Below are 12,351 nucleotides of genomic sequence, written 5' to 3'. Positions count from 1 at the left end.
ACCCGTAACACCACCATTTTGGGAAAGGTTGCGTCGAATCGAGAAACTCGTAAAATTGGCCTGATAGAGGCATAATGAAAACGGATTATGAGTAAATTAAACGCGGATCAACCCATAGGTGTATTTGATTCAGGTATAGGCGGGCTTACCGTGGTGCGTTCGCTTGCCGAGCTTCTCCCATCAGAGGAGATCGTCTACCTTGGCGATACTGCCCGCTTGCCTTATGGAACCAAATCTGCCGAGACTATCCGCCGCTTCGCACACGAGGATACCGAGTTCCTCATTGAACGTCAGGTTAAGATGGTGATCGTTGCCTGTCATTCGGCGACCTCTGCGGCCTTGCCATTCCTCAAGAAGGACTTCAAGCTTCCCATCATCGGCGTGATAGAGCCTGGGGCGCGGGCAGCTACGAAGGCCTCTAAGAATCGCCGTATAGGTGTGATAGGCACGCCTGCCACCATCTCTGCCGGAGAATACGAACGTGCTATCCTTGCCGCAGACCCCAACGCACGGGTTATAGCCAAGTCAACACCACTCTTCGTTCCCCTGGTAGAGGAGGACTGGGTGGATAAGAACGTAACACACCAGGTCATCGCCGAGTATCTTACCTCCTTGAGAGATGATAAGATAGACACCCTGCTCCTGGGCTGCACCCATTATCCCTTGCTTGCGCCTGCGCTTGACAGATTCTTTGAGCACAAGGTGAAGCTGGTTGATTCTGGAGATGAGACCGCGCAGGCCGCACACGAGGTTCTGAAGAAGATGAACCTGCTTCGCGATACGTCCCATCACGGCTCATGCCGCTTCTACCTTACCGACCTTTCCCCCAACTTCCGCTCGATCGGTGAGCGCTTTTTGGGCGAGCCGATGCACGATGTTATTCGGGTTAGTGTGAACCATGAGGGTTGACGGCCGCAAGCCTCAAGAACTCCGACCGCTTTCATTCCAGTTAGGGTATCTTAAGTTCGCCCCAGGTTCGTGTCTTGCCCAGGCAGGGGAAACAAGGGTGCTTGCAGCCGTATCGCTTGAGCCGCGCGTGCCTACCTGGCTTGAGGGGCAAGGACAGGGATGGATCACCGCGGAGTACGGCATGCTCCCCGCCGCAACCCCGGAGCGCAACCAGCGCGAGGCACGTAGAGGCAGACCTTCTGCCCGCAGTCAAGAGATTTCAAGGCTCATAGGTCGTTCCTTAAGGATGGGGTTCGATCTTCAAAGATTGGAAGAGAATACCCTCATCGTTGACACGGACGTTCTTCAGGCGGACGGCGGAACCAGGACCCTTGCGATATGCGCCGGGTTCTGCGCCCTGTATCAGGCATGTGAGAGACTCCACAGCGAAGGAATCCTCAAACGTTTGCCCCTGCGAAGATTTGTGGCCGCGGTGAGTGCAGGTATCGTGGAGGGCCAGGTTATTGCCGATCTCTGTTACGAGGAGGACTCCAAGGCCCAGGTGGATGCAAGCATCGTAGGAACGGAAGATGGGAAACTTATAGAACTGCAGCTCACCGCCGAGCGCGAACCGATATCCGACGAGCAGCTCTCCGAAATCATCTCGTTGGGTAAGGCGAAGATCGCAGAAATCGTCAAACACATGAAACGCTCACTTCGTGCCCGTAACACACCCCGTAACACATCTTAAAGGGATGGGGTATCGTTAATTGGAAACAACCTTAGCGTTAGAATCATCCCAGGTGTAAAGCATGCCCTTTGTAGAGCGAGAGTTCAAGCGAACGGTTTCCCGGAAGATGGCAGGTTCCAGGCTTGATCGTTACCTCATCACCTCCGGCATCGGTCTTTCGCGCTCCATGACCGCAAAGCTCATCAAAGAGGGTAAGATCCTGGTGAACGGGCAGCGGGCCAAGCCTTCCCAGAAGCTTGCCTCCGGTGACGAGGTTTACGCGATGCTCGTGCTCCCCGATCGAGACGCGGCACTGCAGCCTCAGGAGATTCCTTTAAACGTCGTGTACGAGGATGATCACATAATCCTTTTAAACAAACCTCGGAACATGGTTGTGCATCCGGCACGTGGACATTCGTCAGGTACCTTGATAAACGCCTTACTTGCGCACTGCGGTGACTTACCAAGAGGTGAGAAGGGTGAAGTGCGGCCCGGAGTTGTCCACAGACTTGACAAAGACACAACTGGCCTTATTCTGTTTGCCAAAACCCACACAGCACTTCGCGATCTGACCAAGCAGACCGGGGCGCGCTCGATGCGCAAGGAGTATGCAGCTCTTGCCTGGGGACGATTTGAATTGCAAGAGGGTGAGATTGCTGCCCCCATCGGGCGCTCAACCCTCGACCGCAAGCGCATGACGGTAACGCCTATCTCCTCGCGCGAGGCAGCCACCCGGTTCAAGCTCGAGCGGGTTTATGCCGGATGCGTCTCATACCTTCGGCTCTGGCTTGTGACCGGTCGTACGCATCAGATACGGGTTCACCTGCGGCACTACGGGCATCCGGTGCTTGGCGATGCGGAGTACGGCGGCCGGGAGCAGATTAAACCTGCATCTCGAACCGAGGCCGAGGTGCTCAAGGGCTCGCTTGAACGTATAGATAGACAGGCGCTTCACGCAAAGATGCTGGGGTTTACGCATCCGGCTACAGGCAGCCAGATGGTTTTTGAAACCGATCTGCCGGAAGATATGCAGAACGTAGTAGACTTCTTGGAGGAGTATGAAGGATCTCATAATAGTTGAGTCGCCGACCAAGGCACGCACAATAAAGAAGCTTCTGGGTCCTAAGACCAGGGTTATCTCCAGCAAGGGGCACATCAAGGATCTGCCAAAGTCAAGGCTGGGGGTGAAGATCGAGGATGGCAAGTTTATCCCTGAGTACATAAAGATCCGGGGCAAGGCCAAGGATATCAAGCTCATCCAGGATGCGGCCAAGAAGGCAGAGCGGGTTCTTTTGGCACCTGACCCTGACCGGGAGGGAGAGGCGATTGCGCAGCATCTGGCAGAGGAGATTGGGAATGAGCACGTAGCCCGCATCCGGTTCTACGAGATAACCAAAAGAGGGATAGCCGAGGCATTAGCCAATCCGGGCCAGATAGATCACCTTCTTGTCGATGCCCACCGTACACGCCGGGTGCTGGATAGATTGGTAGGATACAAGGTCTCTCCCCTTTTATGGAAGCTGGTGCGGAGTGGTCTTTCTGCAGGGCGCGTCCAGAGCGTGGCTCTTAGAATCCTGTGCGAACGCGAGGCGGAGATAGAGGGCTTCAAGCCGGAGACCTACTGGGTCATCAAGGGTCTCTTCGAGGCCAGGGGTGAGCGCTTCGAGGCAGAGCTGGTAAAGATCAAAGACAAAAAGGCCGAGCGACTGGACGAAGGCCAGATGAGGAAAGCCAAGACAATCCTTCGAGCCGGGATTGATGCACAGGTTGCCAAGTTTGAACGCGGCCCCAAGTCATTCACTCCGTCCCCGCCTTTTAAGACCTCCACCTTACAGCAGGAGGCAGCCTCGGCTCTGCATTTTGCCCCCAAGCGAACGATGCGTCTGGCCCAGGGGCTATATGAGGGTGTAACCCTAGAGGAGACTACGGTAGGTCTCATAACCTACATGCGAACCGACAGCCTGCGCATTGCACATGAGTTCATTGCCTCAACCGAGAACTTCATCGTCCAGACCATGGGTGAGGAGTACTCAAAGCCGCGTGCATATCGTGACCGTAAGGGTGCGCAGGCGGCGCACGAGGCCATTCGTCCCACATTGCTTGCCCGCAGCCCGGATTTCGTGGCCCCACACCTGGACCGTGACTCGAAGCATCTCTATGGCCTCATCTACAGACGCTACCTGGCATCCCAGATGGCCGATTCGGTCTACGATCAGAGGACGGTGGGGATCGAACATGAAGGTTACCTCTTCAGGGCACGTTCACTCAAACGCATCTTTGAGGGATACGAGAAGGTCTATTCCCGTGAGAAGCGTGAGACCGATTTCCTGCTGCCCGAGCTTGCAAAGACTGATGGGGTGCGACTTGTAAAACTTATGATAGAGCGAAAAGAGACCCAGCCGCCCCAGCGTTATACACAGGCGTCCCTGATCAGGAGATTGGAAAGATACGGTATCGGCAGACCGTCAACCTACGCCAGCATCGTCGACACACTTGCCGAACGTCACTATACCAGACGCGAGGCCCGCAAACGCTCAGCCCCGCTTATGCCAACCGAGTTGGGGAGAGTGGTCAATGACATTCTGGTTCCTCGTTTTGCGGATCTGTTTAACGTGAAGTTCACCCGGCGTATGGAGGCAGAGCTTGACCAGATAGCCGAGGGCAAGCTTGACTGGCAGAGAGCACTTAGTGATTTCTGGAAGCCTTTCAGTGCGGCGCTTGAGAAGGTGGAGGCGGAGATACCTGAAATCAAACAGGAGATGGTTAAGGAGACCGGGGAGACCTGTCCCAAGTGCGGGAAGCCATTGGTTGAGAAGTGGGGCAGGTTCGGCAAGTTCCTGGCCTGTTCAGGATTCCCCACCTGCCGCTACACCAGGCCAATCGGTGATGCTGAACCTCAGGAGATCGAGAAGCGCTGCCCTGAATGCGGTGCTGCGATGGTGGTCAAGGTCGGGCGCTTCGGTAGATTCCTGGCATGCTCCCGCTACCCTGAATGCAAAACCACAATGCCCTACGTGCTTGGCCATCCATGTCCATTGTGTGGTGGTGAGGTGCTTGAGCTGCGCGGCAAGCTCGGCAAGTTCTACAAATGCTCCAACGATGCGTGCACCTTCACCTCTCCTTACCCCTTGAGCGATGAGCGCTGTCCTGCCTGCGACGCTCATATGGTTGCCGCCCCCGCTGGTGCTTTCTGTGTGAGATGCAATCCTGAAAAGATGAAGGCAAAGACAGCAAAAAAGAGGAAGTCTGAAGATGACTCCAAAGCCTAAACGAGAACCCCCTCCTCTACCTCCAGACGTTGAGGAATTCCTTGCCTATCTGCGCGATGAGCGCCGCGCATCAGAGCACACCCTGCGGGCTTACCGTTCTGATCTTGCAGCGTTCATTGAATTCCTTTCCCTTTATCAAGGGAAGAAGGATCTTTTGGATACCGATCGCTCAGATGTGCGTGCGTTTGTAGCGGTGCAGATAAGATTCGGCTACTCGAAACGCACCACCCAGCGCAGGCTCTCTTCTACCAAGAGTCTATTCAAGTTCCTGTGTCGTGAGGAGCGGTTGGCGCGCAACCCGGCGCGACTGGTCAAGGGGCCGAAGCTCTCTCGAAGGCTACCAGAGGTATTCACTCAATCTCAGATTGAGGAAGTGCTAGAAGGCAACTTTAACCTCCTGCGCGACCGAGCGATCGTCGAACTTTTATACGATGAGGGGCTGCGGATCTCAGAGCTTGCAGGACTCAACATTGGAGATATCAACTTCTCAAAGGGTGAGATCAAGGTGTTCGGCAAGGGTAAGAAGGAGCGCATCCTTCCCTTGAGTTCACGCGCTGCAGATGTGCTCAAGGCGTACATCGCAGATCGCAACTCAGGACCACTTTTCATCAACGAGCGCACCGGAGGGCGCATGGGGGTACGCGACCTGCGCCGTATCGTAAACTACTACCTCGCGCAGCTCCCCGACGCCCCTGCGGTCAAGCCGCACGCCCTGCGGCACAGCTTCGCCACCCATCTTCTGGAGCGAGGGGCAGACCTTCGCGCGGTGCAGGAACTCCTGGGCCACGCCTCGCTCGCCACCACCCAGATCTATACCCACGTTGAGATCAAGAGGCTGAAGGAGATATACAAAAAGGCGCATCCAAGAGCAGGAACCGACGAATGATTATGAATAATGCAAAATTCAAATTGCAAAGTGCAAAATGCAAAATGAGACGAGAAGGATGAAAAACATACGAAGCGAGCTGTCGGAAAGGTTGCTAGATTTTGCGGTTGCGGTGATTAAGTTGACTACGAAGATCGAAAAGATAGCGGTCGGACGACATATAGCGGGACAATTAATTCGATCGGCGACATCGGCAGGTGCCAATTATGAAGAGACTTGTGGCGCGGAGAGCAGGAAGGATTTTGTGCACAAACTTCAAGTAGTTTTGAAGGAGCTGCGTGAATCTCTCTATTGGCTAAGGCTGACAAGGAAAGCCGAGCTTGCTTCGGAGGGAGATTGCAATTCATTAATAGATGAGGCACAAGAACTGACTAAGATCATTGCCAAGTCAATCGTAACCGCCAAACAAAAGGTATAATTTTGCAATTTGATATTTGCATTTTGAATTTTGAAATGAGTAATCCTTTAAGGAGGAGTGATGACATCTAAGATTCGTTCCACTACCGTCCTCGGTATGTTGGACAGCAAAAAGAAAGTTGCCGTCATCGGTGCGGACGGCCAGGTTACCCTGGGCGAGACGGTTATGAAGCACACCGCCCGAAAGATTCGCAGGATAGGCGATCACATACTTATCGGATTTGCCGGCTCTACCGCCGACGCCCTGACCCTTTACGAGAAGTTCGAGACAAAGGTGAACGAGCACCCTTCCAACATCACCCGGGCGGTTATCGAGCTTGCCAAGGAGTGGCGGATGGATCGCGCCCTGCGCAGGCTTGAGGCGTTCATGGCCATCCTCGATCCTGAGCACGCCTTTTTGGTCTCCGGTTCGGGCGACATCATCGAGCCTGATGACGCCATCGTAGCCATCGGCTCTGGCGCTCCTTATGCGCTTGCCGCTGCCCGTGCCCTGGCCAGACACTCAAAGCTCTCGGCGCGGGAGATCGTTGAGACCTCGATCCGCATCTCTTCAGAGATCTGTCTCTACACCAACGCGGAGGTTCATATTGAAGAGACATCGTAGCCTTATCCTTGTTCCTTTAGCCATTTTCGCCTTTGCCGGATGCGTCAGCCGCTACGGGATCGAACGCTGGAGCGAGGAGCCGGTGATAAAGGTGCTGGTTGCGGAGAACGTTCCATCCGTCACTATAGAGGCCAACGGCAACCACACGTTATCCTCAGCCTCTGGCTCTATGCCTGTTCTTAGGCCGGGGCGATGGGATATCTCACCTACAGCAGGTCTGAGTGTGACCCTTAACGGCTCCCAGCATCTTACCAATCCCAGCCTGCCCTTGAAGATCGCCCCTGACGAGCGCACCCTACTCAAGCTCAACGGAGCGTCCTATCGCGGGTGGCTGGCGGTGACGCCCGGAACCTCCTCAGGCTTAAACGTCATCAACCTGGTGCCGCTCGAGGCCTACCTTTACGGGGTGGTGCCGCGCGAGATAGGCACCGGTTCTGCAGACATCATGGCTGCTATTGAGGCACAGGCGATCTGCGCGCGCTCCTACGCCATCTCCCACTTCGGGAGGCACCGCAGAGAGGGATTCGACATCTACGCCGATTCCCGCAGCCAGGCCTACTCCGGTATGGCCAGAGAGACCCGATGGTGTACCCAGGCGGTGGATGCGACGCGTGGGCTGGTGGCTTTCGCAGGGGATCAGCTTATCGATGCCCGCTACCACTCCACATGCGGAGGTCGCACCGCCAACTCCGAAGACGTGTGGTCCTCGCCCGTTTCGTATCTGCAGAGCATCAAGGATAAGCCCCTGTTCGGCAGGCCTTACTGCTCCAAATCCCCGCACTATGAATGGAAGAAGCTCGTTTCTAAACAGGAGTTCTACGCAACGATCGCGCGGATGATCCCTGCAGGCGCCAAGATACGCTCGTGGTCGCTTGAGATTAACCCCAAGTCTAAAAGGGTAGTGAAGATGATAGTAAACTCCGATAAGGGCACGCACGAGATAAAGGGTTCTGCGCTGCGCACGGCGTTTGGCTTAAAGAGCACCTGGTTTAAGATCAAGGAGCGCGGCGACGGGCTGCTTTTTGAGGGCCGGGGCTGGGGACACGGCGTGGGCATGTGCCAGTACGGAGCCATGCAGATGGCCAGGCGAGGCAGGAGCGCCAAGAGGATTATCAAACACTACTACCAGGGCGCGTGGATCGGCAGGTTGTACAGGTAAATACCCCACGACGTTATTTCATAACGTCGCGGGGACCCCCAAAGAATCGTACGTTATTCCCCGCGTGGGAGCTGGTGTTTAGACCGGCCTGTTCCATAATAACGCGGGCCGACCTTCCACCAGGGAAGGGGAATCTTTCTTCACAGTGCTAGATAATTCCCCCTCCCGTTGTGGAGGGGGTGATGCTTCGTAAGAAGTATCGGGGGAGGGGAATGTTCACCTTGACAGCAAAAGAATTTCGTTTAATATAACAGTGTAAAATAAATCCAAATTTGAGGAGGAATCCATGAGCGATGTATCGAAGGGTGATAGGGTTCGGGAATGGTTGAAAGTTTTCGTGCCGATTATAACTGCAGTTTTGGTTGTAGGTGGAGGTGGGCGGGTTTCGATTCGCGTAGCCAATAACATTCAACGCAAGGTTCAAGAAAGAAGCAACGACATTGAAGTTGCCCATATGGTGATAGACGTGCTTGTTGCAAAGGATATGAGTCTTTATGCTTGGCTCCCAGATCTCATCGGGACGATCTCCGATTCTCTGTTGCAAGATGTGATGGCGAAGGGAGTAAAGGCTGACACGACAGTCCCCGATACGATTAGAGAAGCGGTACAAGAAAGACTGCTTGAAGTATCTGTTGATTCAGAAAGGCTCGGGGTGCAGATTATGTACATGAAAGGCGACTCAGTTTCGATGGATCGCGCTCGTAAGGCTAAGGAATTTCTTGTGGCTAAAGGATTCCAGTGCTTTATTACTCCAGCGAGTCACGAGTGGTACTACGTAAGGTGGGGGCGTCCTGAAACTCCTGTAGCTGAGATAAGACACTCCAAATCGGAACTAGATTTCGCCAAAAGAGTCAAGGGTAAGTTGGATACTCATTCGGATCTTGGCGAATTCAAACTGAAGAAGATTGGTGGAAGTATGTCGCCCACTTCAATCTCGATTGTATTGCCCGATAAAACAAAGTAAGCCTTCATCCTCTACCCAACGGGAATACTTCGTCCCCAAGGGAGAGAGAACGTTTCTCTGCGATCTTTTGACCTTCGGTCAAAAGGAGCAATAAGGGGGCTCTTCATCCGGCTGGGGATTGAGAAGTTAAAGTCACCCCAAACGAGCGCGATCCTTTCTCCGCATGAGAAAGGGAGCATCAATACCTTGACAATAAAAGAATTGCGTTTAATATAACAGTGTAGAATAAATCCAAATTTGAGGAGGAATCATGGGCGAACCATCCAACAAAACCAAATCTGTTGAGTGGGTGAAGGTTCTCATGCCGCTTATAGTCGTGCTCGTTACATGGGGCCTTTCGAATGTGGTCATCAATAAGGTTGAGACGAACACCAAGGCAAGAGAAGAAAGGCAGCAAGAAGAGGAGCGAACCAGAAGCCACGACAGCGTGGTTGTCCAAGCGGTGGTGGAAGTCATTAAAGAAGAGAAGCCCCTCTCTACCGAGGAGTTGTCGGGACTGATTGGGATGATCAAAGACCCTGCACTGAGAGAGATCACGGTGAAACGCGTTGCTTTAACAGAAGATGTACCTGAAGTGGTTGAAAAGGATTTGGGACGAGAAGTGGCAATCAGCGCACTCGAGACAACCGAGGATCTTGGCAGGGAGATAGAAACCCTTGAGGAGCAGAGTGTTCAGGTCATACACAAAAGGGGAGATGAAGCCTCGGAAAGGACGGCTCTGAGAATCCAGGAGATCTTAAAATCCAAAGGCTACATCTGTTTTATTTCCGACATGGACGTCAAATCGTACGCCTTCCTTTTCGAGGGTTTGAGACTCCCCTTATTACTGTTCCAGCAGGAAGCGGAGGAATTCGCAAGCAAGGTCAACGACCTGCTGGCCACAGAAGCCCGAATGAAATTCAACCTCCAGCCCATCGAAGAGATTCGGTTGCCCTCTATACCACCTAGAGAGCGGGAAGCGATGGGCAGGATAGAGCTCGCAGCAAGACTCTCACCCTGTTCCATCACGATTATCTTGTAGATAGTGGGGGCACGGCATGCCTTGCCCCTACATTTTTTTCGTCATCGCAAGCGACCGAAGAAAGCGTGGCGATCTCATAGCTCTTCCTTTTGGTCTACATGAGATTACTCCGTTACCGTCGTCCTTCGGAATTCCGCAAGCGTCGCCATGACGTATCCGATCCCTTCCCCCGCTGGAATCTTGTAGGGGCTTACCTTTAGGTGAGCCCGTAAGGATTAAGGCCGACCTTGCGGTCGGCCCCTACGTTTCTCTGCGATCTTTTGACCTTCGGTCAAAAGGAGCAATGAGGGTTGTTCATCCGGCTGGGGATTGAGAAGCTGAAATCACCCCAAATATCTACTTCGTAGCCATGCGGGGACCCCGAAAAGAACCCTCACCCTGACCCTCTCCCCCTGGGAGAGGGAACTAATCCCCCAAACGTCTACCTCGTAGCCGCCGCTCAGTGGCTTCTGATCTTGAGACCCAGGATTGACGGATTTCTTCTTGGTCGTTTCTCCTCTCGACACATAAAAGCTAGCTACAATTCTCCAACCAGTAAGCTAAGCAGCAGCCAACCCACCCCCGTTAAGATAAAGAAGATCCCCAATGCTAGAAACCAGAGGAGATTCCTCTTTGAATAGCCTTTATGGGTCTTAAGCAAACTCGGGAAAGTGAGTCTCAAGCTTGAGTTAAGAATGTGTAACACGCCCAGGACGAAAAGGGTTATGCTAAAAAACAGCCTCCAGCCCATTATTCGTGTAATCACCAGAGGTAACGTCACTGCATGTGAGAAGGCCAAAACCCCTATGATAATCCAGCCAAGCGCGTCTGGCTTTCGCTTAGGCGAAGGGGTCTTTTGCTCTTGAGGGTCAAGTGCCTCGGGGTTCTTTTGAGTCATGATTCCCCCTGGATTGATTCTTTGCCTACGCCTTCTTCTTGTGCCAGCGTAAGGTTAACCAGATGACGGCTGCTCCTGTAAAGATGCCGCCGAGCATCCGCCGCTGCGAGAGCTCACTTTTATTTCTGTTGCCATGTCTCCGCCTTAGCTTACATATCCTAGCCTGAGCGCCCCCCTTTTTATTCAGTTTAGCCTTTGTCTTGCTTTTTACGCTTGCTTAATACACCCCATATCGTGGATACAATGATTATTAAACCCACCGCTACAATTACAAATGGCCACCATCCTCTCCAGGCGTACCAGCCGCCGCCCAGGAGGGGTATTATACCCACAACGGCAAGGATCAAAGCGGGAATAAACATTCCAATAAAGCTGCGGCGCAGGCCTGGCACAAAAAGCCAGGCTATACCCTGCAAAAGAAAGAGGGCGGCCAGGCCCAAAGAGAAATAAGCGCCCCACTGGCCCCAGGTTATCATTCCCGACATCTTCAGATAGAAACTCACTCCTACCCAGATTACGATCAATCCGGCAAAGATACCGCCGATCAGGCTTCTGGCTCGAGAGTTCTTAGAGGTCATATTTCCTCCTGATGGAATGCGGCCCCTGCCACGCATGACATCCTCCGGGTGCGTTCACTTCAATGGAGCTGAGCGGATTTGAACCGCCGACCTCCTCGTTGCGAACGAGGCGCTCTCCCAGCTGAGCTACAGCCCCATAAGACCCGGAATATTACTGGATTTTCACCGCTATGTCAACATAACGATGCTGAGGGCCGATGCGGTTATCTCCCTCACCCCTTGGGAGATGAGTTAGAGGTGAGGGGTGTTCCTTATTGTCTTAAGGAAAAAACTTCTATCGGGGTCCCCGCAAAGGCGCGCAGCAACTTTGTGGGGTGATTAGAGGCGTCTACTTCGCCGAACTGAGGGCAGAGGAGGCAAGGACCAGTCGTAAGGTTGTGATGTTGAGGTAGACGGATCGACACGCCAACCTCACTCGTTATTGCGAGGAGTAAAGTCGGAGACTTTGCGACGAAGCAATCTCATATGGGGCACAATCCTAAAATGGAAGACCTATGAGATTACTCCGTAAACGTCGTCCATCGGAGCCGCGCTCCCTACGGTCGCTCGCAATGACTAAAACCTCCTTACTGTAGTAGCACTAATTTGACATTCTATCCTCTACCTGTAAAGTTCAAGGTTCCATCATCAAGGAGGAACGATGCATAAGATTGTTGATTTGAAAGACGAAGAGAGTTTACTTGCGCATAATCGTGAGTTGGCCGAAAAGATTCACGAGCAGCTCGCAGAACGAGGCATCTGTTCGATCGATGTGATGGGTGCGATAGGCTCGGGCAAGACCACCATACTTGAAAAGCTTGTCGAGCGCCTCAAAAACCAGTACCGCATCGCGGTCCTTGCAGGTGACCTGACCACCACCATTGATGCGGATCGTATCGGCGCGCACGGCGTTCAAACCTTCCAGATCAATACCGGCAAGGAGTGCCATCTTGACGCGCACCTTATCTCCCACGCTATC

The 12,351-nt window shown here is 53.4% G+C and carries 13 protein-coding genes and 1 tRNA gene; 11 read left to right on the top strand and 3 right to left on the bottom strand.

Annotated features, from left to right (window positions below; genetic code table 11):
* Positions 1-87: 87 nt before the first annotated feature.
* From CEE36_02760 to CEE36_02715, 10 genes are all read left to right on the top strand, one after another.
* Positions 88-909, top strand: coding sequence for a glutamate racemase (locus CEE36_02760; protein ID TKJ43620.1), 822 nt, complete (start codon positions 88-90; stop codon positions 907-909).
* A complete protein-coding gene (locus CEE36_02755; GenBank protein ID TKJ43619.1) occupies positions 899-1,639 on the top strand; it encodes a ribonuclease PH in 741 nt (246 codons plus the stop codon). Before CEE36_02760 ends, CEE36_02755 begins: the two co-directional genes overlap by 11 nt.
* Positions 1,640-1,700: 61 nt before the next feature.
* Positions 1,701-2,699 carry an RNA pseudouridine synthase gene (locus CEE36_02750; GenBank protein ID TKJ43618.1) on the top strand — a complete coding sequence of 333 codons (999 nt, stop codon included), beginning with the start codon at positions 1,701-1,703 and terminating at the stop codon, positions 2,697-2,699.
* Positions 2,677-4,887, top strand: coding sequence for a DNA topoisomerase I (locus CEE36_02745; GenBank protein ID TKJ43617.1), 2,211 nt, complete (start codon positions 2,677-2,679; stop codon positions 4,885-4,887). Before CEE36_02750 ends, CEE36_02745 begins: the two co-directional genes overlap by 23 nt.
* On the top strand, positions 4,871-5,773 hold the full coding sequence (locus CEE36_02740) for a tyrosine recombinase XerC (protein TKJ43616.1): 903 nt from the start codon (positions 4,871-4,873) through the stop codon (positions 5,771-5,773). The genes CEE36_02745 and CEE36_02740 overlap by 17 nt, the downstream gene beginning before the upstream one ends.
* Positions 5,774-5,831: 58 nt before the next feature.
* A complete protein-coding gene (locus CEE36_02735; protein ID TKJ43615.1) occupies positions 5,832-6,191 on the top strand; it encodes a four helix bundle protein in 360 nt (119 codons plus the stop codon).
* 60 nt (positions 6,192-6,251) lie between these two features.
* A complete protein-coding gene (locus CEE36_02730) occupies positions 6,252-6,794 on the top strand; it encodes an HslU--HslV peptidase proteolytic subunit (protein ID TKJ43614.1) in 543 nt (180 codons plus the stop codon).
* Positions 6,778-7,953 (top strand): hypothetical protein, encoded by a 1,176-nt coding sequence (locus CEE36_02725; protein TKJ43613.1) that lies wholly within the window; start codon positions 6,778-6,780, stop codon positions 7,951-7,953. The genes CEE36_02730 and CEE36_02725 overlap by 17 nt, the downstream gene beginning before the upstream one ends.
* Positions 7,954-8,239: 286 nt before the next feature.
* Complete coding sequence (locus tag CEE36_02720) at positions 8,240-8,917, top strand: hypothetical protein (GenBank protein ID TKJ43612.1); 678 nt, start codon at positions 8,240-8,242, stop codon at positions 8,915-8,917.
* 250 nt (positions 8,918-9,167) lie between these two features.
* Complete coding sequence (locus tag CEE36_02715) at positions 9,168-9,938, top strand: hypothetical protein (protein TKJ43611.1); 771 nt, start codon at positions 9,168-9,170, stop codon at positions 9,936-9,938.
* 517 nt (positions 9,939-10,455) lie between these two features.
* On the opposite strand, the gene CEE36_02710 is transcribed toward CEE36_02715, so the two are convergent.
* The 3 genes from CEE36_02710 to CEE36_02700 form a co-directional block, all read right to left on the bottom strand.
* A complete protein-coding gene (locus CEE36_02710) occupies positions 10,456-10,815 on the bottom strand; it encodes a hypothetical protein (protein ID TKJ43610.1) in 360 nt (119 codons plus the stop codon).
* A 188-nt stretch (positions 10,816-11,003) separates the two neighbouring features.
* Positions 11,004-11,393 (bottom strand): hypothetical protein, encoded by a 390-nt coding sequence (locus CEE36_02705; GenBank protein ID TKJ43609.1) that lies wholly within the window; start codon positions 11,391-11,393, stop codon positions 11,004-11,006.
* 63 nt (positions 11,394-11,456) lie between these two features.
* Positions 11,457-11,529: transfer RNA gene (locus CEE36_02700), tRNA-Ala, on the bottom strand.
* Positions 11,530-12,033: 504 nt separating this feature from the next.
* Here CEE36_02700 and CEE36_02695 point away from each other — a divergent pair.
* Positions 12,034-12,351 (top strand): hydrogenase accessory protein HypB (locus CEE36_02695; GenBank protein ID TKJ43608.1); only part of this gene is annotated, 318 nt, incomplete at its 3' end.

The organism is candidate division TA06 bacterium B3_TA06 (genome assembly GCA_005223075.1).
In the GTDB taxonomy this organism is placed as follows: Bacteria; Hydrothermota; Tepidihabitantia; order B3-TA06; family B3-TA06; genus B3-TA06.
The sequence above is the reverse complement of the archived record's forward strand: the minus strand, read 5'-3'. Positions and strand labels throughout refer to the sequence as shown.